At 62.3% G+C, this 21,191-nt stretch carries 21 protein-coding genes and 1 riboswitch; of the genes, 12 read left to right on the forward strand and 9 right to left on the reverse strand.

Going from position 1 to position 21,191, the window contains the following annotated elements; all coding sequences use genetic code 11:
- Positions 1 to 17: 17 nt before the first annotated feature.
- Both atpE and PH256_RS03315 read right to left on the reverse strand, forming a co-directional pair.
- On the reverse strand, positions 18 to 233 hold the full coding sequence (gene atpE / locus PH256_RS03310) for an ATP synthase F0 subunit C (RefSeq protein WP_058963829.1): 216 nt from the start codon (positions 231 to 233) through the stop codon (positions 18 to 20).
- A 45-nt stretch (positions 234 to 278) separates the two neighbouring features.
- Positions 279 to 959 (reverse strand): F0F1 ATP synthase subunit A, encoded by a 681-nt coding sequence (locus PH256_RS03315; protein ID WP_270912965.1) that lies wholly within the window; start codon positions 957 to 959, stop codon positions 279 to 281.
- 288 nt (positions 960 to 1,247) lie between these two features.
- Here PH256_RS03315 and PH256_RS03320 point away from each other — a divergent pair, with 288 nt between their 5' ends.
- From PH256_RS03320 to PH256_RS03340, 5 genes are all read left to right on the forward strand, one after another.
- Entirely contained in the window at positions 1,248 to 2,894 is a 1,647-nt protein-coding gene (locus PH256_RS03320; protein ID WP_270912966.1) for an ATP-binding protein, read from the forward strand.
- Complete coding sequence (locus PH256_RS03325) at positions 2,879 to 3,571, forward strand: response regulator (RefSeq protein WP_087184101.1); 693 nt, start codon at positions 2,879 to 2,881, stop codon at positions 3,569 to 3,571. Before PH256_RS03320 ends, PH256_RS03325 begins: the two co-directional genes overlap by 16 nt.
- 40 nt (positions 3,572 to 3,611) lie before the next feature.
- Positions 3,612 to 4,304, forward strand: a complete 693-nt coding sequence (locus tag PH256_RS03330) for a DUF554 domain-containing protein (protein ID WP_270912967.1) — start codon at positions 3,612 to 3,614, stop codon at positions 4,302 to 4,304.
- Between the two features lie 120 nt (positions 4,305 to 4,424).
- Positions 4,425 to 5,390, forward strand: coding sequence for a GTP 3',8-cyclase MoaA (gene moaA, locus PH256_RS03335; RefSeq protein ID WP_270912968.1), 966 nt, complete (start codon positions 4,425 to 4,427; stop codon positions 5,388 to 5,390).
- A gap of 6 nt (positions 5,391 to 5,396) precedes the next feature.
- On the forward strand, positions 5,397 to 6,332 hold the full coding sequence (locus tag PH256_RS03340) for an MOSC domain-containing protein (protein ID WP_270912969.1): 936 nt from the start codon (positions 5,397 to 5,399) through the stop codon (positions 6,330 to 6,332).
- A gap of 118 nt (positions 6,333 to 6,450) precedes the next feature.
- Here the strand turns inward: PH256_RS03340 and secA are convergent, their stop codons facing one another.
- Entirely contained in the window at positions 6,451 to 9,225 is a 2,775-nt protein-coding gene (gene secA, locus PH256_RS03345; RefSeq protein WP_270912970.1) for a preprotein translocase subunit SecA, read from the reverse strand.
- Positions 9,226 to 9,478: 253 nt separating this feature from the next.
- On the opposite strand from secA, the gene trhA reads away from it, so the two are divergent.
- A complete protein-coding gene (gene trhA, locus PH256_RS03350) occupies positions 9,479 to 10,129 on the forward strand; it encodes a PAQR family membrane homeostasis protein TrhA (protein WP_270912971.1) in 651 nt (216 codons plus the stop codon).
- A 57-nt stretch (positions 10,130 to 10,186) separates the two neighbouring features.
- Here trhA and PH256_RS03355 read toward each other — a convergent pair whose 3' ends face one another.
- The gene (locus PH256_RS03355; protein ID WP_270912972.1) at positions 10,187 to 10,834 is read right to left on the reverse strand and encodes an HAD family hydrolase; all 648 of its coding nucleotides are present in this window, start codon (positions 10,832 to 10,834) and stop codon (positions 10,187 to 10,189) included.
- Positions 10,835 to 10,867: 33 nt separating this feature from the next.
- Positions 10,868 to 11,374, reverse strand: a complete 507-nt coding sequence (locus tag PH256_RS03360) for a QueT transporter family protein (RefSeq protein ID WP_270912973.1) — start codon at positions 11,372 to 11,374, stop codon at positions 10,868 to 10,870.
- 7 nt (positions 11,375 to 11,381) lie between these two features.
- Positions 11,382 to 11,474, reverse strand: a riboswitch (PreQ1-III riboswitch).
- A gap of 171 nt (positions 11,475 to 11,645) precedes the next feature.
- Here PH256_RS03360 and PH256_RS03365 point away from each other — a divergent pair.
- The 3 genes from PH256_RS03365 to PH256_RS03375 all read left to right on the forward strand — a co-directional run bounded on the left by PH256_RS03365 (position 11,646) and on the right by PH256_RS03375 (position 14,871).
- Positions 11,646 to 12,668: a LacI family DNA-binding transcriptional regulator gene (locus PH256_RS03365; RefSeq protein ID WP_087184108.1), complete on the forward strand. Its 1,023-nt coding sequence runs from the start codon at positions 11,646 to 11,648 to the stop codon at positions 12,666 to 12,668.
- 85 nt (positions 12,669 to 12,753) lie between these two features.
- Complete coding sequence (locus tag PH256_RS03370; protein ID WP_270912974.1) at positions 12,754 to 13,929, forward strand: diphosphate--fructose-6-phosphate 1-phosphotransferase; 1,176 nt, start codon at positions 12,754 to 12,756, stop codon at positions 13,927 to 13,929.
- A 90-nt stretch (positions 13,930 to 14,019) separates the two neighbouring features.
- Positions 14,020 to 14,871, forward strand: coding sequence for a class II fructose-bisphosphate aldolase (locus PH256_RS03375; RefSeq protein ID WP_270912975.1), 852 nt, complete (start codon positions 14,020 to 14,022; stop codon positions 14,869 to 14,871).
- A 61-nt stretch (positions 14,872 to 14,932) separates the two neighbouring features.
- Here the strand turns inward: PH256_RS03375 and PH256_RS03380 are convergent, their stop codons facing one another.
- Genes PH256_RS03380 through PH256_RS03390 form a run of 3 tightly spaced genes read right to left on the reverse strand, consistent with a single transcriptional unit; the run spans position 14,933 to position 17,142 of the window.
- Positions 14,933 to 15,808, reverse strand: coding sequence for a DegV family protein (locus PH256_RS03380; RefSeq protein ID WP_270912976.1), 876 nt, complete (start codon positions 15,806 to 15,808; stop codon positions 14,933 to 14,935).
- Positions 15,809 to 15,816: 8 nt separating this feature from the next.
- Complete coding sequence (locus PH256_RS03385) at positions 15,817 to 16,314, reverse strand: tRNA (cytidine(34)-2'-O)-methyltransferase (protein ID WP_087184111.1); 498 nt, start codon at positions 16,312 to 16,314, stop codon at positions 15,817 to 15,819.
- Positions 16,315 to 16,317: 3 nt separating this feature from the next.
- Positions 16,318 to 17,142 carry a pyridoxamine kinase gene (locus tag PH256_RS03390; protein ID WP_270912977.1) on the reverse strand — a complete coding sequence of 275 codons (825 nt, stop codon included), beginning with the start codon at positions 17,140 to 17,142 and terminating at the stop codon, positions 16,318 to 16,320.
- Between the two features lie 204 nt (positions 17,143 to 17,346).
- Here PH256_RS03390 and PH256_RS03395 point away from each other — a divergent pair, with 204 nt between their 5' ends.
- From PH256_RS03395 to PH256_RS03405, 3 genes are all read left to right on the forward strand, one after another.
- Positions 17,347 to 17,535: a hypothetical protein gene (locus tag PH256_RS03395; RefSeq protein WP_087181677.1), complete on the forward strand. Its 189-nt coding sequence runs from the start codon at positions 17,347 to 17,349 to the stop codon at positions 17,533 to 17,535.
- A gap of 392 nt (positions 17,536 to 17,927) precedes the next feature.
- Positions 17,928 to 19,841: an aminotransferase class I/II-fold pyridoxal phosphate-dependent enzyme gene (locus PH256_RS03400; RefSeq protein ID WP_270912978.1), complete on the forward strand. Its 1,914-nt coding sequence runs from the start codon at positions 17,928 to 17,930 to the stop codon at positions 19,839 to 19,841.
- Between the two features lie 125 nt (positions 19,842 to 19,966).
- Positions 19,967 to 20,320 (forward strand): hypothetical protein, encoded by a 354-nt coding sequence (locus PH256_RS03405; protein WP_270912979.1) that lies wholly within the window; start codon positions 19,967 to 19,969, stop codon positions 20,318 to 20,320.
- 99 nt (positions 20,321 to 20,419) lie between these two features.
- Here the strand turns inward: PH256_RS03405 and PH256_RS03410 are convergent, their stop codons facing one another.
- Positions 20,420 to 21,190, reverse strand: a complete 771-nt coding sequence (locus PH256_RS03410) for a dimethylarginine dimethylaminohydrolase family protein (RefSeq protein WP_270912980.1) — start codon at positions 21,188 to 21,190, stop codon at positions 20,420 to 20,422.
- Position 21,191: the final 1 nt, after the last annotated feature.

The raw sequence follows: 21,191 nt of genomic DNA on the forward strand, positions 1-21,191 counted from the left end.
GCTCATCGCCCCCTCGATTACTGCATGAAGATCAGCAGAATGGCGATCAGGAAGCCGTAGATCGCGGTGGCCTCAGCCAGAGCACAGCCCAGCAGCAGGTTGCTGCTGATCTTGCTGGCAGCCTCGGGCTGACGGGCGATGGCTTCGTTGGACTTGGCGGTGGCAAAACCGATGCCGATACCGGCACCCAGGCCAACCAGAACAGCGATAGCGGCAGCAAAAGCGGTAGTCATAATAAGTTCCTCCTAAAATTCAGTACATTTTTAAGTAAGATGGTTTTATTCAATGGCTTCGCTCAGGAACAGGGTCGTGAGGAACACGAACACCACAGCCTGAATGATGCCGTCGAATGCGTCAAAGTAAAGGCTCAAGGGAATGGGCACTGCAATGGGTACCAGCATCTTCACCAGCTCCATGATGATGAAGGCGGCGAACACGTTGCCGAACAGTCGCATACACAGCGACAGCGGCCGGATGCCGATTTCCAGAATGTTCAGCGGGGCCACAATGGGTGAAGGCTCCACGAACTTGTGCAGACCGCCCCGAAGGCCCTTGATGCGGAAGCTGGAGCCGTAGATCAGCAGCACCGCCAGAAATGCAAGACCCGCGGTCACGTTCAGGTCCTTGGTGGGCGGCGTGAGGCCGATGAACTCGGACAGGTTCGCCAGCACCAGATAGATGCCCATGGTGCCGATGTAAGGCGCGAAGGTGCGCCAGTGTTCGCCCAGGTTGTCCTTGCAGAAATTGTTGATGAACCCAACCAGGATTTCCGCCACCATCTGCCGGCGGCCGGGCACCTTTTTCATGCCGTGGGTCAGCCAGATGCAGAAAATGGTGAAGAGTGCAATCAGGATCCAGCTGTTCAGTGCGGATTCCGGCACCGGGATTCCGCCGAACAGCGGGATCTCAAAGGCGGTTTTCGGTTGCAGCGCTTCAAGAAGTTCTTCCTTAATATCCAATCATATCCCCCCTTTTCGGTACCTGCCTATTTTATGACAAAGCCCCCGGAAGAGTAAGCCTTACGAAAGTAAAAAAAGTAAAAAAAGCACGGCGAAAATAATCCTCCGGCGGTTTGCACAACAGTTGTTTTCATTGTGGAAAAACCTGTAAGGAAGATACCTTTCGCCCTGCTGCGGCATTTGGCGCAAAGGGGAAAATGTGCTATCATATTACATATATCGTCAAAATCCGAAGCAGCGCGCACCCCACGTGCGCCCGGCCGGAAAAACGCGGGGAGGGAACCGGCGGTGAAATGGCTTGCACGCCTGAAAAAGACTCTGAATGCCCAGCTGGTCACCCTGAGCGTGATGGTGATCGTGCTCACGGTGATCATTGCCATGGGCAGCAGCCTGTGGCTGAATCTTCGCTCCAGCCACCAGATGATGGACCGGAACATGCTGGACGTGGCCTATCTGCTGGCCCGCACCCTGGATGTGCGGGGCCTGCTGGAGGGAAGCGGCGACCAGTCGGTCACCGCCCTGCTGCAGCAGGTTGTTCGCCGGGTGAACGATCTGGACGTGGCGGTGGTCATCGACACGGAGGGCTCCATGCTGGCCGGGGCCAGCACCCGCGGCGGCCTGCAGGGCGTGGTCCAGCCGGACCCGGCCCAGACTGAGCCGGTCTTTCTGCAGGAGGGCGAGACCGAAAACGGCATGGAGCGCTGCGCCTGCGCCAAGGTCTTTGACGGGGAGGGCAACCTGCTGGGCTATGCCGTGGTGGGGGTCTACATGCGGTCGGTGTACCGGATGGTGGCCGGGACCGTGCTGCAGTACCTGGTCATCGCGGCGGTGGCGCTGTGCATCGGCGGCTTCTGGGCCCGGCGGCTGGCCCGCTACATCAAAAGCGAGCTGGCGGGCTACGAGCCCGAGGACCTGCACCGGCTGATGGTGCAGCGGGCGGATATCTGGGACGCGCTGGAAGAGGGCGTGATGGCCATTGACGAAAACGAGCGCATCATCTACCTGAACGCGGCGGCAAAGCAGATGCTGGAGCTGCCGGTGGACGAGGCGGTGGGCCAGCCGCTGCACCAGGTCTACCCGGCCAGCACCCTGGACCGGGTGCTGCACAGCGGCAAGGCGGAATACAACGTGCCGCTCAAATCGCTGGTGCATGTGAAGATCCTGGCGGACCGGATGCCCATCGTGAAAAACGGCCGCACCGTGGGCGCGGTGGCCATCTTCCGCAACCGCACCGAGATGGTGCGCCTGGCCGAGGATCTGACCGGCGTGAACCACGTGGTGGAGGCGCTGCGGGCCAACACCCACGAATTCATGAACAAGCTGCATGTGATTCTGGGCCTTCTGCAGCTGGAGGAATACAAGGAGGCCGAGCGCTATGTGCTGGAGCTGACCAAGGTACGGGCTCAGTCCATGGGCGGCATCACCGGCCGCATCCAGGAGCCCGCGGTGGCGGCGCTGCTCATCGGCAAACTCAGCCGCGCCCAGGAGCTGCGGGTGGTCTTCCGGCTGGATGCCTCCAGCCATTTCCCCCATGGCAGCCGCTGCCTGCCCATCGACGCCATGATCTCGGTACTGGGCAACCTGATCGAGAACGCCTTCGACTCCTTCAAGAACGTGGCGGACGGCGCGGTGCGGGAGGTGGAGGTCTGCATCCAGGAGGAGGCCCAGGGCCTGCTCATCTGCGTGGAGGACACCGGCTGCGGCATTGCACCCAAGGTGCAGCAGCGGATGTTCGAGCAGGGCTTTTCCACCAAGGGCGAGGGCCGGGGCACCGGTCTTGCCCTGGTGCAGAGCATTGTGCAGGCCTACGGCGGCGACGTGCGGGTGGAATCGGTGGTGGGCTTGGGCACCACCTTCACCATTCACATCCCGCCCCAGGAAGAGAATACAGAGGATAAGCAGGAAAAGGAGGAGAGAGATTGTACCAGGTCGTGATCGTGGAGGATGACCCCATGGTGGCCATGCTCAACCGCCGCTATACCGAAAAGGACCCGCGCTTTCAGGTGTGCCGGGAATGTCCGGACGGCCGGGCCGCGCTGGAATATCTGCGCAGCCACCCGGCGGATCTGGTGATTCTGGATATGTACATGCCCCAGATGGACGGGCTGGACGTGCTGCGCCAGCTGCGGGCGGCAGGGGTGAGCACCGATGTGATCATGATCACCGCCGCCAGCGACACCGCCACCGTGGAGGCGGCCATGCGGCTGGGCGTGGTGGATTACCTGGTCAAGCCTTTTGAATACGACCGCTTCTGCCAGGCGCTGGATGCCTTTGACCGGCGCAGGCAGGCCATCCGGGCCCAGAGCGTGAACCAGCAGCAGCTGGACGAGCTGCTGCACCGGGGACCGGCTGCGGCAGCCCCGGCGGAGGAAAAGCCGGAGGACAAGCCGCTGCCCAAGGGGCTGCAGCCCAAAACGCTGGAGGCCATCTGCGCCTGCCTGCAGGCCAATCCCCAGGGCCTCACCTGCGAGCAGCTGGCCATGAAGACCGGCTTTTCGGCGGTAACCGCCCGTCATTACGTGCACTATCTGGTGGAATGCGGCCGGGCCGATTCCCGGGTGGATTACTCCACCGGCGGGCGGCCCAGCGTGATCTATACCCTGCACGGCTGAGCGCCGGGGCAGATCAATCGGGGAGGGAAACGAGAGCAATATGATTGGAACCATTGCAAATACGGCCACCATTCTGGCGGGCAGCCTGGTGGGCAGCCGGCTGAAAAGCGGCTTGGGCGAAAAATACAAGGAGGCCCTGATGAACGGCATGGGCCTGGCGGCCACCCTGCTGGGAGTGAACTCGGTGGTACAGGCCATGCCCCAGAGCCGGTATTCGGTGCTGTTCATCGTGAGTCTGGCGGTGGGCGGCGTGCTGGGCACCGCCATCTCGCTGGACACCTTATTTCAGAAGGCGGTGGACAAGCTGCCGCTGGCGGGCGGCAGTGAGCTGGGCAAGGGCCTTTCCACTGCCATCCTGTTGTTCTGTGCCGGGACCCTGAGCATTCTGGGGCCCATGCAGAGCGCCCTGCAGGGCGACAATACCTATTTGTTCACCAACGCGGTGCTGGACGGCATCACCTCCACGGTGCTGGCCTCCACCTTCGGCATCGGTATCGCGCTGGCGGCACTGGTGCTCTTCTGCTGGCAGGGGGCCATCTATCTGCTGTCCGGCGCGATTGCCCCCTATGTGACCACGGAACTGCTCACCGAACTGAGCCTGGTGGGCGGTGCGCTGATCTTCAGCTCCGGCCTGGGAATCTTAGGCATCAAGCAGATCAAAACCCTGAACTATCTGCCCGCTTTGGCGGTGAGCGCCGCCGCGGTGGTGGTCATGCAGGCGCTGGGTCTGTGAGGGCCACCCGGCGGGGCGGGCCTTCATTGACTTTTTTAATAAAAGGCGTTATATTTATTAAAATATAAGGAAGCCGCCCGGGGTCAGGTCTGCCCGGTGCGGGAAAGGGGAATTGACCCGATGAAGGATCGTTACGGCCGCAGCATCGACTATCTGCGGATCTCACTCACCGACCGGTGCAATCTGCGCTGCCGGTACTGCATGCCGAACGGGGCGGACTTTGTGCCGCATCAGGAGATTCTGCGCTATGAGGAGATTCTGCGCACGGCGCGGGCGGCCATCAGTCTGGGCATCTGTAACTTCAAGGTGACCGGCGGCGAGCCGCTGGTGCGCCGGGGCGCGGTGGAGTTTGTGGAGCAGCTGAAAAACCTGCCCGGCTGCGGCCAGGTGACCCTGACCACCAACGGGGTGCTGTTGGAGGAGCTGGCGCTGCCCCTGGCCCGGGCGGGGCTGGATGCGGTGAATGTGAGCATCGACGCGCTGGACCCGGCCCGCTACGCGGCCATTACCGGGCACGACGTGCTGGACAAGGTGCTGCGGGGCGTGCGTGCTTCCATGGCGGCAGGCATCCGCACCAAGCTGAACTGTGTGCTGCTGGCCAGCGCCGAGCCGGAGGTGGTGCCGCTGGCGGCAATGGCGGAAAAATGGCCGCTGGATGTGCGGTTCATCGAGCTGATGCCCATCGGCGAGGGCAGCGGGGGCGGCGGCCTGTCGCCCGAAAGGGCCCGGGCGTTGCTGCTGGAGCGCTGGCCGGACCTGCACCCGGTAAATGAGCGGCGGGGCAACGGCCCGGCCCATTATGAGGCCAGCGAACGCCTGCAGGGCCGCATCGGCTGGATCGACGCGGTGAGCCACCGGTTCTGCGACCAGTGCAACCGGCTGCGGCTCACCAGCACCGGCCAGCTCAAGCCCTGCCTGTGCTACGATGCCTCGGTGGACCTGCGGGCGCTGCTGCGCACCGGCGCATCCGACGAGGCGCTGCAGGCGGCCATCGCCCGGGCGGTGGAGCAAAAGCCCGCCCATCACTGCTTTGACAAATACGATGAGATCACAGAACACCGCCGCATGGCGCAGATCGGAGGATAACAAAGGATGGGAACCGTAAAAGCGATTTGTGTGTCCGAAACCCGGGGCGTGGCCAAGCACCCGGTGGAAAAGGCCAGCTTCACCCCTGAGTGGGGCCTGGTGGGCGACGCCCATGGCGGCAACTGGCACCGGCAGGTGAGCCTTTTGGGCGATGAAAAAATCGAGGCCTTCCGGCAGAAGGGCGCCCAGGTGGATTACGGTGCCTTCGGAGAAAATCTGGTGGTGGAGGGCTTTGACTTCCGGGCTTTGCCGGTGGGCACCCTGCTGCGCTGCGGCTCCGTGCTGCTGGAGATCACCCAGATCGGCAAGGAGTGCCACAATCATTGCCAGATCTACAAGACCATGGGCGACTGCATCATGCCCCGGGAGGGCGTGTTCGCCCGGGTGCTGGAGGGCGGCGAGATCGCAGTGGGCGACGAGATGCGGCTGGCCGAGCGCACCGGCGTTCGGCCCTTCCAGGCGGCGGTGATCACCCTGTCCGACAAGGGGTCTCAGGGCCAGCGGAAGGACGAGAGCGGCCCTGCCATCGTGAAGCGGCTGGAGGAAAAGGGCTACCAGGTGGTGGAGACCCTGCTGCTGGCGGATGAACAGGCAGTGCTGGAACGGCAGCTGATCCGCCTGTGCGACCAGCGCCAGCTGGACCTGATTCTCACCACCGGCGGCACCGGCTTTGCCCCCCGGGACGTGACCCCCGAGGCCACCATGGCAGTGGCCCAGCGGAATGCGCCCGGCATCGCCGAGGCCATCCGGGCGGCGAGCCTGCGCATTACGCCCCGGGCCATGCTCAGCCGGGGCGTGTCGGTGATCCGGGGCAAGACCCTGATCGTCAACCTGCCCGGCAGCCCCAAGGCGGTGCAGGAGAGCATGGACGTATTCCTGGACGTGATTCCCCATGGCTTGACCCTGCTGCGGGGTGAGGGCGGCGAGTGCGCCCGCAAATAAAACGAAAAAAGCCCGCGGTTCCGACGCTTTGCCGGAACCGCGGGCTTTCTTTTATCAAAAAACACAAAACGCCCGCCGGACTCAGCGAAAGAGTCCGGCGGGCGCGTATTTTACTGGCTTACAGGTCGGGATGGTACTCCTTGCAGGTGCACTTCTTCCACTTCAGACCGCTGCCGCAGGGGCAGGGATCGTTGCGGCCGATCTTCTCCACCTTGATGGGGCCGGAGGAGCTGGTGGCCTTCACGTTCTTGCCGGGGGTGGCGGCGTCGCCGGTGGGCTTGGCAACCTGGGTGCGCTCCACCACGGGGGCCTGCTGCTGGGGCTGAATCTTCAGCTCGATGGTCAGCAGCATGCGAACGGTGTCTTCCTTGATGTTATCGATCATGGCGTCGAACATCTCGAAGCCTTCCAGACGGTATTCCACAACGGGGTCGCGCTGGCCGTAGCTGCGCAGGTAGATGCCCTGACGCAGCTGATCCATGGCGTCGATGTGGTCCATCCACTTGGTGTCCACGTTGCGCAGCAGGCACATACGCTCCAGCTCACGCATGATGTTGGAGCCGTACTTCTTCTCCTTGCCGTCCAGAATCAGGGTGCCCCGGTCCAGCAGGAACTTGCTCACGTCCTCCCGCTTCAGGCTCTTCAGCTGTTCGGGCTCGTAGTGCAGGTCGCTGTCCATGGTCAGCCAGCCCAGGTAGTGGCGGCGCAGGGCGGCCAGATCCCAGGCAGAGGAATCATCACCGGCGCAGAAGGTGGCCACGCTGCCCTCGATGTTGTCCTTCATCATGGTGCGCAGGGTGTCCTTCAGGTCCTCGCCGTTCAGCACCTGACGGCGCTGGCCGTAGATGATCTCACGCTGCTTGTTCATCACATCGTCAAACTGCAGCACGTTCTTACGGGTGCTGAAGTTCTGGGCCTCCAGTTTCTTCTGGGCGCTCTCGATGGTGTTGGTGATCATCTTGTTCTCGATGGGAGTCTCGTCGTCCAGGCCCAGGGTGTCCATCAGGCTCTGCACACGCTCACCGCCGAACAGACGCATCAGGTCGTCCTCCAGGCTCAGGAAGAAGCGGGAAGCGCCCGGGTCGCCCTGACGGCCGGAACGGCCGCGCAGCTGGTTGTCGATACGGCGGCTCTCGTGCCGCTCGGTGCCGATGATGTACAGACCGCCGGCGGCGCGTACCTCCTCGGCCTCCTTGGCGATCTCGGCCTTGTGGGCGGCCAGCAGCTCGTTGAAGCGGGCGCGGGCGGCCAGAATCTCCTCGTTGTCGGTCTCGCCGTGGCCGTCAGCCTCCACGATCAGCTCCTCGGCGAAGCCTTCCTTGCGCAGCTGGGCCTTGGCCATGTATTCGGCGTTGCCGCCCAGCATGATATCGGTACCACGGCCGGCCATGTTGGTGGCGATGGTCACAGCGCCCTTCTTACCGGCCTGGGCCACGATCTCGGCTTCCTTCTCGTGGTTCTTGGCGTTCAGCACGTTGTGCTTGATGCCCTGGCGGCTGAGCAGCTTGCTCAGGGTTTCGCTCTTTTCAATGCTCACGGTACCCACCAGAACGGGCTGGCCCTTGGCGTGGCACTCGGCAACCTGCTTGACCACTGCGTCGTACTTGCCCTTCACGGTCTTGTACACGCTGTCCGGCTCGTCCTTGCGCAGCTGGGGCTTGTTGGTGGGCACGGTCACGATCTGCAGGCCGTAGATCTCGATGAACTCGTCCGCCTCGGTCTTGGCGGTACCGGTCATACCGGCCAGCTTCTCGTACATGCGGAAGTAGTTCTGGAAGGTGATGGTGGCCAGAGTCTTGCTCTCGGCGGCAACCTTCACGCCCTCCTTGGCCTCGATGGCCTGGTGCAGGCCTTCGTTGTAGCGGCGGCCGATCATCAGTCGGCCGGTGAACTCGTCCACGATGATGACCTCGCCGTCACGCACCACGTAGTCGATGTCCCGCTGCATCACGCCGCGGGCCTTGATGGCCTGGTTGATGTGATGGGCCAGGGTCATGTTGGCGGCGTCGGCCAGGTTCTCCACATGGAAGTAGGCCTCGGCCTTCTTCACACCGGACTGGGTCAGGGTGGCGGTCTTGTGCTTTTCGTCCACCACGTAGTCGCCGTCCACCTGGGCGTCCTGGTCCTCCTTGTCGTCCAGCTCCACGATCTTGCTCATCTTCAGAGTCTTGGCGAAGGCGTCGGCCTGCTGGTACAGGTCGCTGGAATCGTCACCCTTGCCGCTGATGATCAGGGGAGTACGGGCCTCGTCGATCAGGATGGAGTCCACCTCGTCCACGATGGCGAAGAAGTGGCCGCGCTGCACCATGTTCTCCTTGTAGACCACCATGTTGTCGCGCAGGTAGTCGAAGCCGAACTCGTTGTTGGTGCCGTAGGTGATGTCCGCGTTATAAGCGGCGTGGCGCTGCTCGTTGGTGATGCCCTGCACGATCAGGCCCACCTTCAGGCCCAGCCAGCGGTACAGCTTGCCCATCCACTCGGAGTCGCGGCGGGCCAGGTAATCGTTCACGGTTACCACGTGCACGCCCTTGCCGGCCAGCGCATTCAGGTAAACGGGCAGGGTGGCCACCAGGGTCTTGCCTTCACCGGTCTGCATCTCGGCGATGCAGGCGCGGTGCAGCACGATACCACCGATGATCTGCACGGGGAAGTGCTTCATGCCCAGCACACGCCAGCTGGCCTCACGGCAGACGGCAAAGGCCTCGGGCAGGATATCGTCCAGAGTTTCGCCGTTTGCCAGCCGCTCCTTCAGAGCGGGGGTCATGGCCTGCAGCTCCGCGTCGGTCTTGGCGGCCATCTCGCTCTCCAGCGCGATCACCTTATCGGCGATGGGGCGGATCTTTTTCAGCTCCTTGTCGGAGAAGGAACCGAAGAGCTTGTCTAAAAATGCCAAATCGATCACTCACATTCTTTTCTATATCGTTGATACACAAAAATGGCCGCGCAAATGAGCGGCGCACCGTGCGTGTATAGAAAGCCCATACTACGCTATTCTAATATCATACATCATCCATAGCCCCCTGTCAAAGCGAGGGGGTGGAATATTTGTTAATTTTTTTGTCAGACATTGATTTTATCGCATAAACTGGTTATACTAACAATAGAACATAGTTTTTGAAACTAGATGGTTTCAAGGAGGGGATTTTATGAGCCGGTATTTCGCAAAGGGCCGTGAGCCCATGAGCAGTTACACCCATTTCTGGGGCGCCGTGGGCGGCGTGATCGCCACCTTCCTGTTGGTGGGCCGTAGCCTGTGGGAGGGTTCCAGCGCGCTGGTGCTGGCGGGGGTGGCCCTGTTCGGCCTTTCGCTGGTGGCGCTGTATTCCGCCAGCAGCATCTATCATTATGCATTGTGCGCGGCGGCGCCGCTGCGGCGGCTGCGCAAGCTGGATCACGCCATGATCTACGTGCTCATTGCGGGCAGCTATACGCCCTTCTGCGTGGCATATATGCCCGCCGGAGAGCGGGAGATTTTTCTGGGCTGTCTGTGGGCGGCGGCTTTTCTGGGCATTCTGTTCAAGCTGGTCTGGCTGGACGCGCCCCGCTGGATCGGCACCCTGATCTATCTGGCCATGGGCTGGTCCATTCTGGTGGATCTGCCCGCCTTTGCCTCCATGCCCACCGCCTGCCTGGTGCTGGTGGCGGCAGGCGGCATCAGTTACTCGGTGGGCGCGGTGATGTACATCGCCAAGCGTCCCAACCTGAGTCCCAACTGGGGGTTCCACGAGCTGTTCCACCTGTTCATTCTGGCGGGGAGCCTGCTCCACTTCCTGGCGGTGTTTCTGTTCGTGGCTTGAAGCTTATCAGATAAAGAAAACGCCCTCCCGGCCGGGAGGGCGTTTTTGTTCTGTTGATCAAAGCTGTTCCAGGCAGGCGGGCAGCTCGTTCAGGGTGCCGATCACCGGAATCCCGGCGGCCTCCAGCCGCGCCCGGCTCTGGTGTCCGGCGGCGCAGAGCACGCAGCGGGTATCCATGGCCTGCGCCACTTCAAGGTCGTGCAGGGTGTCACCCACCAGCACGGCGCTGGCCGGGTCGATGCCGCTCTCCTTTAAATAGGAAAGGCCAGTCTCCTTTTTGCCCCGGGCGTAGATGTCGCTCTGGCCGAGCAACTCATCAAAGAAGCCAGAAAGCGAACGCTCCTCCACCTGGCGGCGGAGGATGGGCAGCTGGGAGGCGGAAAGAATCACCTGGCGGATGCCGGCGTCCTTCGCCCACTCCAGTGCCTCGCGGGCGCCGGGGCAAAGCCCGCAGCCCTCGGCGGCGGGCAGGTATTGGGCCATGTAAATTTCCGCCAGCTCCTCGTAGGGATGGCGGCTGAAATCGAAGCCCGCACGGACATAATAGTCCTGAATGGGAAATCCGAAAATTTCTTTATAGGCGGCCGCGTCGTACCGCTGGGTATAGCCGTGCCCGGCCAGCAGATCGTTCAGGCACCGGTTGCACAGGGACACATCGTCCAGCAGGGTCCCGTTCCAGTCCCAGATCAAAAGACTCGGTTTCATGGCGGCCTCCTTTTGCTTTTTAAAAGAAACGGCTCATTCGCAGAACAGGCGGCGCAGGCCGGCGTTGCTCTCCATCAGCTTCACCAGGGCTACGCCCAGGATGCCGCAGCTGACCACCTCGCCGATGCCCACGGTCAGGGCATTCCAGGCCGCCAGTGCAGCGGTGCCGGTGACGCCGGGCAAAAAGAAGGTGAGCTCCAGCGCACCCACGATCACTGCGTTGCTCACAATGGGCGGGATCGCGGCGGGAATGGCCAGACCGCCCATGCGCATCTTGCGCACCGCGTAGGTCAGCAGGCAGGCCACCAGGGTGGCGGCGGTGCCGAACACCACATCCACCAGGGTGGAGCCCAGCAGGTTGGCCAAAAAGCACCCCAGGGTCACAGCCACGATGTACTCCGCGCCGAACACCGGCAACAGGCACAGCATTTCGGCCAGGCGAACCTGCACGGCGCCGTAGCTGAAGGGGGCCAGCACCAGGCAGAGCACCACATAAATTGCGGCCACCATGGCCGCGCGGACAAGACGTTTCGTATTCATAATTACACTCCGGCAGAAAGATTTTATCCGTTTGGCACTGCCAGGTCCAAACGGGTGGGCCCGGGCAAAACCCGGGCGAGCCTAAAATCCTAAGTTGCTCTTGCGCTTTTGGGCGCATACCGGTATTATAGCAAACTTTATCGTCAAAGTGCAACAAAAACCGTCCGAAAGTTTTACGGTGAAGCGCCTCGTTTTATTTGACGGCGGCATGCGGGGGATTTATAATGGGAAAAAAGAGATACACTCGTGTTTAGATGAAGGAGGTCACAGCATGGAACCGAAATTCAAGCAGGTCACCCGCAAGGATGTGGCCCGCCTGGCCGGAGTCAGCGAGACGGTGGTCTCTTACGTGATCAACAACAACCGCTATGTGGACAAGGAAAAACGCCGCCGGGTGGAGGAGGCTGTGCGCCAGCTGAACTACCGGCCCAACAGCATCGCCCGTGCGTTGAAGGGCAAGAGCAGCAACCAGATCATCTTCATCGCGGACCAGATCGTCACCGAACACTTCAGCCTGCTGGTGAACGAGCTGGACCAGTGCGCCTACGGGCTGGGTTACATGGTGTCGCTGTGCTCCAACCGGAACACCGAGCAGTTCGTGAACGAGATCATCGGCCGCCGTCCGGACGGCCTGCTCATCAGCTCGATTAGCTTTCCTCAGGCCTTCATCCAGCGCTTTGTGGACGCCAACATCCCGGTGGTCCTGCTGGAAAACCGGGATTATTCCCAGGTGAAGGGCGCGGGCCGGATCGACAACGGCCTGTACGAGGGCGCGCGGGAGTGTGTGCAGTATCTGGGCGGCCTTGGCCGCAGGGATATTTTGTACATCGACCGCTACAGTGCCCGGGGCAATTTCAGCAATATGGATGATTTGCGCTACCGGGGCTTTGTGCACCAGATGCAGGAGAGCGGCTACTGCCCGGACCCGGTAAGCCGGATCATCACCGGCTGCGCCAGCCCGGAGCAGCTGGCCCAGCGGGTGCGAGAGTATCTGCGCAGCGGCCGGCCGGTGAACGCCATCTTCGGCCGGAACGACAAGGTGGCCTGCATTGCCATGCAGGCGGCTCAGGCGGAGGGGAAACGCATCCCGCAGGATATCGCGGTCATCGGCTTTGACAATTCCAGTCTGGGCCAGTATGTGGCGCCTCCGCTCACCAGCATGGAAATCCCCCGGGCCGAGATCGCCCGCATCGCGGTGGATATGCTCAAGACCATGATCGAGCAGGGCCAGGTGCCCGAACCGGTGCGGGTTTCCACCCGTTTGATCTGCCGGGCCAGCACCGCGGTGGAATAAGCACGCTTTGGCAGCTCCCGGCGGGCCTGCCATTGGAGATAAAACAGCGTTCAACGCAAGAACCCATAAGACAAGGAGAAGTGTCATGAAAGGAAATCTGCTGATCGTGCACGGCGGCGCACCTACCGCTGTAATCAATTCCTCGCTGTACGGCGCGGTGACCGAAGCCAAAAAGCACCCGGACCAGGTGGATAAGGTCTACGGTGCCATCGGCGGCAGCGGCGGTATGCTGCGGGAGCAGTTCTGCGAGCTGAGCGCCGTGCCCGAGGAGGAGCTGCGCCTGCTGCTTCAAACCCCCGCCTCCGCCATCGGCACCAGCCGAGACCCGCTGGAGGCCGAGGATTACGCCAACATGGCCCGCATCTGCAAAAAGCACGACATCAAATACGTGCTGTTCAACGGCGGCAACGGCAGCATGGACGCCTGCGGCAAGCTCTACAAGGCCTGCGTGGCCGAGGGTGTGGACGTGCGGGTGGTGGGCATCCCCAAGACCATCGACAACGACATTGCCGTCACCGACCATGCCCCTGGCTTCGGCTCCGCCGCCCGCTACATTGCGGCCATCACCAGCGAGGTGAGCCAGGACGTGCGCAGCCTGCCCATCCACGTGAGTGTGATCGAGGCCATGGGCCGCAACGCCGGCTGGATTGCCGCCGCCAGCGCCCTGGCCCGCAGCGGCAACGGCGACGGCCCGGATATGATCTACCTGCCCGAGCGTCCCTTCATTGAGGAGGAGTTCCTGGAGCGGGTGCTCGAGCTGCACCGCAAAAAGGGCGGCGTGGTCATCGTGACCAGCGAGGGCCTGTGCAACCCGGACGGCTCCTCCATCGTGCCGCCTATCTTTAAGGTGGGCCGCTCGGTCTACTACGGCGACGTGAGCGCCCATCTGGCCAACCTGGTGATCCAGAAGCTGGGCATCAAGGCCCGCAGCGAAAAGCCGGGCATCTGTAACCGGTCCTCCATCGCCTTCCAGTCCAGCGTGGACCGGGAGGAGGCGGTGATCGCCGGCGCCGAGGCCTGCCGTGCCGCCTTGAACGGGGAGAACGGCGTGATGGTGGGCTTCCGCCGTGTGCCCGGTCCGGTCTATAAGTCCGAGACCTTCCTGATTCCGGTGGAGCAGGTGATGCTGCACGAGCGCAAGATGCCGGATGAGTTCATCAGCGCCGATGGCCGGGACGTGACCCCTGCCTTCGTGGACTGGTGCCGCCCGCTGATCGGCGAGGAGCTGCGCCGCTTCGTCACCTTCAAGCCCCAGCTGTAAGCAAAGAAGTATATTCTTCGGCGGCCCTGCCCTGGCAATGGAGCAGCGGCCGCCGTGTCGTCGTGTCGTTTGGAAAGGAGAGAGCAGGCCATGCTGACCAACAATCTGGACCAGCTGCGCAAGGCCGCCCGGGAGGGCTACGCCATTCCCGCCATCAACACCCAGGGCGGCAACTACGACATCATCCGGGCCTGCTGCAAGGCGGCTCAGGAGCTGGGCAGTCCCATGATTCTGGCCCATTACCCGGGTACCGGGGCCTACTCCGGCCACGACTGGTTTGTGCATACCGCCCAATGGTGCGCCGGGCAGGTGGATGTGCCGGTGTCCATCCATCTGGACCACGGCGACAGTGTGCCCCTCTGTGCCCAGGCACTGGAGCTGGGCTTTACCAGCCTGATGATCGACGGCTCCCGCCTTCCGGTGGAGGAGAACGCCGCCCTCACCAATCAGGTGCTGGCCATGGCCCGGGAGCGGGCAGTGCCGGTGGAGGCGGAGGTGGGCGAGCTGCTCCGGCTGGAAAACGGGGTGGCGCTGGAGAACAAGAACATCGCCAGCCCCGAGCAGGTGCGCCGGTTTCTGCAGCTGTGCCAGCCGGATACCCTGGCCATCGGCATCGGCAACGCCCACGGCTATTACAAGGGCAGGCCGGACATCCATCTGGAGGTGCTGGAGCAGGTGCGCATCTTTACCGATCTTCCGCTGGTGCTGCACGGCTGCACCGGCATGGAGGAGGATCTGGTCAAAGCGGCCATCCGGCTGGGCGTGGCCAAGATCAACTTCGGCACCGAGATCCGCTGGAGGTATCTGGAGCATTACCGGCGGGCGATGGACGAGCTGGACCACCAGGGCCATTCCTGGAAGGTGAGCCAGTACGCCAGCGACGCCTTGTGCGAGGATGTGAAGCGGATTATCCGCCTGTCAGGCTCGGAGGGAAAGGCCTGAACAACAAGCAAATAAAAATGCCCCGGCGGCTGCCGGGGCATTTTTTATTGTAATGGAAAAATCAGCGGCGGGGACGGCCCAGGTAGGTGATGGCAATGGTGTCCGGGCCGGTGTTGCTGGCCACCGCGGCGCCCAGCTTGAACACATGCAGGGGACCGTGGCCGAACTCCTTCTTGCACTGCTTGATCAGGTCATCCACCGCGGGAATGTCGGTGCAGGCAATCATGTACTCGAAGTCCTCGTCGATGTTGTCCACGCGGCTGCGCACGTACTTGATCAGCGCGCCGGGCACGGCGGCGTCGCCGCGCACCTTGGCCTCCACCTTGCTCTTGCCGTCGATCAGGCTGATGATGGGACGCAGGCCCAGCAGCTCGCCCGCGAAGGCGGCGGCAGCCGAAACACGGCCGCTCTTCTTCATCACCTTCAGGCTGAAGGCGGAAAGCACCACCTCGGCCCGGGAGAAGCGATCGTTCAGCATGTTCATCACATATTCCAGCTCAGCGCCGTTGCGCAGAAGGCGGGCGGCCTCGCAGACCGGCCAGCCATAGATGAAGGAATAGGTGTGGCTATCCACAATGTGCACCCGCAGCTCGTGGCCGGGGCGCTCCTCGTTCAGCAGGTCCACGCCCATCACGGCGGCGTCGTGGGTGGCGCTGCCGGTGGAGTTGATGCTAACATATAGCACGTCGGTGTAGCCCTCATCCAGATACTTGCAGAACTGGTCGCAGAACTGCATGGCGGTGATGTGGGCGGTGCTGGGGGTGCCCTTGGCGTCCCGCAGCATCTGGTAGTACTGGTCGAAGGTGAAATCCTTGCGCTCCACATAGCTCACGCCGTCCAGCGTGATGGTGAAGGGCAGGATATCGATGCCGTACTTTTCCTGAAGTTCAACAGGAATGTCACAGGCAGAGTCGGTCAAAACGGCGATCTTACGCATGGTACTCCTCACTTCCATTCGTATTTGGTCAGTTGGCCCTGGCTCTCCAGGTCCGCAAAATCCCATTGGCGAAGCGCTTCGTATACCCCGATAGCCACCGAGTTGGAAAGATTCAGGCAGCGAACACCCTTGCGCATGGGCATCCGCACACAGTGGTCCGGGTTTTCAAACAGCAGCCGCTCCGGCAGGCCGGCGTCCTCCCGCCCGAACACCAGATAGCTGCCGTCCGGGTAGGTCACGTCGGTGTGGCGGTGGCGGCCCTTGCTGGTGAAATAAAAGAAGGGGCCGCTGTTTTTGGCGAAAAAGTCCGCCAAATCATCATAATAAGTAATGTCCAGCAGGTGCCAGTAATCCAGCCCTGCCCGCTTCAGGTGCTTGTCCGTCACCTCAAAGCCCAGCGGCCGCACCAGATGCAGCCGTGCGCCGGTCACCGCACAGGTACGGGCGATGTTGCCGGTGTTCTCCGGAATCTGAGGTTCCACCAGAACGATGTTCAAAACAGGCATTGCTCAGTTTCCTCCGCTCAGGCGGCCCAGCAGCGGCTCGAACCATACGCCGAAGGCCGGGTCCGCGGTGGGCGCTGTGTTGTTGATGGCCTCGGCCACAAAGCCGGCGGCCGCGTCCGCCGCGGCGGAAAGGGCGTTGCCGCGCAACAGGCAGCCCACCAGAACAGCGGCGAACAGATCGCCGGTGCCGGGGTAGCTGCGGTCGATGCGCAGGCGCTTGACCACAAAGCGGTCCCGCCCGCTGGAGCCCGCGCAGGCCAGGTGTTTGGCCAGGGGCAGGCCGGTCACCACCGCCCGCTGCACGCCCGCGTTCACCTCATCGGCCAGAGCCTGGGCCTGCTCGGGGGTGAACTCCTCGGCGCTGTATTCCCGGCCCAGCAAAAAGCAGGCCTCGGTCAGGTTGGGCAGAATCAGGTCTGCCTGGCGGCAGAGCTCACGCATGCCGGGCAGCAGATCCTGCATGCCGGTGTAAAAACGTCCGTGGTCAGCCAGCACAGGGTCTACCACCTTCAGTGCGCCGGGCCAGTAGGAAAAGGCCTTGCGCACCAGCTGCTGCTCGGCCTCGCTGGCCAGGTAGCCGGAATAGATGCAGTCGAACTCCACGCCCAGCTTGCGGTAGTGGTCCAGCGCGGCCTCGGCGTAGGAAGCCAGCGGCTGCACCACCGGCTTGCCCAGGCCGCCGGTGTGGGTGGAAAGCAGGGTGGTGGGCAGAAGAACGGGCTGGTGGCCCATCGTGGCCAGCACCGGTGCGGCAACGCTCAGGCTGCAGCGCCCCATGCCGGACAAATCATGAATGCACAAAATAGTTTTGGGTGCGGTATGCTTCAAAAACAGGTCACTCCTTTGAACAAGAGCACGCACCACCCGAACAGGGTGGGATGCTCTTAACTTATATAGTCTATCACAATTCCCGCCGCAAAAAAAGAGAGAATCCGTAAGAAAACCGTATAGGTCAGGAAAAGCGGGGCAGACTAAACGGCGTAGCGCAAACCCAGGCGCTTGCAGCTTTTACCTAGGAAAGGAGAATGCAGGATGGAAAAGAAAACCATGATGGCAGCCGCGGGCCTGACCGCCGCGACCATGGCAGTAGCGGCCGGGGTGGCCGCCGGAACCAAGGGCAAAAACACCCGCAAGATGAAGAAGATGGCCAAAAAGGTGGCCCGCGGCGCCGAGCGTGCGGTGCTGGACCTGGACAAGATGGTCGGCCGGTATTATCATTGAGGAAGCACCGTACCATTCACGGCGAACGCCTCAGCCGGTGCGTTCCATCGCCCGGAACGAAGGAGAATTGTCATTGAAAAATCATGCCTTGTCTGTTTTTTCACAGCAGGGCATGATTTTTTTATAATTTTGTACTATACTAAGGCAATACCGTACAATTTCAGGTGGTGGAGCGCGCCGGAAAATTTTTTGTGATATGAACCAAAAAGAGGAGCCAATCCTTGGTGGCTTGGTGAGCATTTTTGGAAAATATCACGGAAAATTTTGGCGTGATACGCCGCCTGAGCTGTTAGGCGTGAATTGTGCGGTATTGCCTTGAACAATATGTTTTATTTTGCACCAGCAAACGGACGGGAGCAGAACTTCCGTCCGGAGGAAGTGAGGGAAAGACCATGAACCAGAACGATACATTGATTTTGGAGGGCGGCGCGCTGCGGGGTGTTTACACCTCCGGTGTGCTGGACGCGCTGATGGAGCTTGGCGTGCGCATCCCCAATGTGGTGGGCGTGAGCGCGGGCTCGCTGAACGCGCTGAGCTATCTGTCCCGCCAGCCGGGCCGCAGCCGGGACATCAACCTGAATTACGTGAACGACCCCCGCTACATGGGGCCGTCCCATCTTTTGAAGACCTTCAGCTTCTTCAACTTTGACTTCGTGTTCGGGCAGCTGAGCCATGAGCTGGTGCCCTTCGACTACGAGACCTTCTATCATTCCGACCAGAGCATGTGGGCGGTGGCCACCGACTGCCGCACCGGCAAGGCCATCTTCTACCACGACAAGGAGATGGGCGAGGAATTCTTCACCGCCTGCCGGGCCAGCTGCAGTATGCCGCTGCTGTGCAGCATGGTGAAGGTGGGTGAGGACGTCTGCCTGGACGGCGGCATCGCCAGCTGCATCCCCCTGCCGGAGGAGCTGCCTTTCCCGGCGGGCAAGCTGGTGGTGGTGCTCACCCGTCAGAAGGGCTTCCGCAAAAAGGGCCAGGGCCCGGCCATCGACCAGATGTACCGCCGCCGTTACAAGAATCACCCGGAATTAATGGAGGCCTGCCTGCATCAGGCAGAGGACTATAACCGCCGGGTGCGCCGCATCGAGGAGCTGGAGCAGGAGGGCAAGGCCTTTGTGATCCGCCCCCAGACCCCGGTCACCGTGACCCGCACCGAGCGGGATGTGAACAAGCTGCGGGCGCTGTACCAGCAGGGCTTCGACGAGACCATGGCCCAGGCCGGGGCGCTGCTGGAGTTTCTGGGCATTGAGGCTCCGGCCATGCCGCCGCTGGCAATGCGCACGCTGGACGCCTCCGGCAGCAGCAACCCGCTGGGGATGCCTCCGGCAGCCGCCCAGGCCGCTGCCGCCGCGCTGACCGCCGCCGATACATACCCGGACCCGGACTGCACCGCCCTGCGGGCAGCTCTGGCGGACCGGTATGAGGTGCTGACCAAGAGCGTGTTTGTGGCATCCGGTGCGGACGAGGTAATCTGGCGGCTGGCCCGGGCGGTGCAGCCGAAGAAGGCGGTGATTCTGGAGCCTGCCTATGAGGAATACGGCCGGGCGCTGGAGCAGACGGGCTGCGAGCTGGTGCATCTGCTGGCTGGGCCCGAGCAGGAATTTGTGCCCGAAGCCGGTGCAGTGGAGCAGGCCCTGGAGGGCGCTCAGATGCTGGTGGTGTGCAATCCGGGCAACCCCACCGGGGCGCTTTTGCCCCGCAGCAGCCTGATGAATCTGGTGAAGCTTTGTGCTGAGCGGGATGTGCTGTGTGTGGTGGACGAGAGCTTCATCGAGCTTGCCCGGGACGGGCAGGAGCACTCCCTCAAGCAGGACGCGGTGTACTGCCCGGGCCTGGTGGTGGTGGACAGCTTCTCCAAGGCCTGGGGCATGCCCGGCCTGCGGGTGGGCTATGCCATCTCCTCCCATGAGGAGCTGGTGCGGCAGATGGCCGCCGTCGGTCCCCGCTTTGGGGTAAGCGGCCCGGCCCAGGCTGCGGCACTGGCCGCGCTGCGCCAGCCGGAGCATCTGGAAAAGACCCGCGCCCTGCTGGAAACCGAGCGGCCCTGGCTCACCGAGCAGCTGCGGCAGCTGGGCCTCACCGTGCTGGACAGCCGGGTGAACTTTGTGCTGGTGCAGGGCCCGGCGGGCTTTGCAGATACCCTGATTTCCGCGGGCTTGATGGTGCGCAGCTGCGCCACCTTCCACGGGCTGGACAGCAGCTGGTGCCGTCTGGCGGTGGGTACCCGGGCGGACAACGAGCGCCTGGTGGAAAAGCTGCGGCAGATCTGCACCCGGCAGCCGGAGCCGGTGCCCGCACCGTAAAGCGGGAAAAAACTGCCAGCCGGTTTTGGGCAAAAAACGCATTGATTCCCCCGGGGCAGCTGTGCTATACTGAGCAATGCAACAGATGAGTGAAGAAAGCAGCCCCCGGCAGAAAGGAGCGCACCATGCTGACCCAGGAAGATATGCAGGCCCTCGCGGGTTTGATCAATACAGCCATCGCTGCCAGCGAGGAGCGGATGACACAAAGATTCAATGAGGCCATAGCAGCCAGCGAAGAGCGAATGAAGAGCTATGTGGACAGTTCTGTCAACACAGCTGTTACCGCCAGCGAGGAGCGGATGAAGAACCACATGAACGTGGTGGTGGAAAGCCAGGTCATGCCCATGATCCGCCAGGTGGCGGACGGTGTGGTGCAGGCCAACGAGCGGCTGGACCGTCTGGAGAAAAAGGTGGACGATCTGGAGGCCACTGTGGCGGCCCACGAGGTGTGGATTGTGCACAAGGCACAGAACGACTGAACAGAAGCAAAGGGAGCGCGGCGAAAGGCTGCGCTCCCTTTTTGCATAAAAAGGCAAGTGCCCCGGGTATCTTGGAATACCCGGGGCACTTTTTCTGGTTTAAAAACGGAGGGACAGGCAGCTCAGGCCGCCGTCGATCTTGCGGTATTCGGAGGTGTCGCACACGATGGTCTTGTAGCCCAGCTCCTGCACCGCCTTCAGTACGGTGGGGTAGCCTTCGGGCACCAGCACGGTGCCGTTCACCCAGATGCAGTTGGCCGCGTAGGCCTCCTCGGCGGGAATGGTCACCTTGTTGTAGCCGGCAAAGGCGGGCTTGTCGCAGAACTCACCGGCGGTGAGCATGTTGTTGTTTTCCAGGTAGACCACGCCGGTCTTCAGGTGAAGTACCTCGGTGAGGGGAACCTCCACCACCTTGCAGCCGAACTGGCCTAGAATTTCGCCCAGCTGCTGGATGCCCGCCTCGTTGGTGCGGGCGGAGCGGCCCACGTAGAAGGTGTCGCCGCACATCATCACGTCGCCGCCCTCCAGGGTGCCCGGGTCGGTGATGTGGAAGATCTTCTCCTTGGGATAGAACTTTTCCAGCACCGGCTCGATGGCGGCGGTCTCGCCCTTGCGGCTGGCCGCGCCCGGGTTGGTCACGATGGCGCAGTATTTGGTCACGATGGCCGGGTCCTCCACGAAGCAGCTGTCCGGGTAGGCCTCGTCCGGCGGTAGCACGGTCACATCCACACCACACTGCTTCAGAGCTTCGATGTAGGCCGCGTGCTGGGCCAGGGCTTTTTCATAGTCGGGGGTCCCCAGCTCGGGGTGATCGGTAATGCCGTTCACCATGGCCTTGCAGGGGGTCTTTACGATCACATGCTGAAACATT

Origin of the sequence: Allofournierella sp. CML151, assembly GCF_027853465.1 — a bacterium.
GTDB lineage: Bacteria > Bacillota > Clostridia > Oscillospirales > Ruminococcaceae > Allofournierella.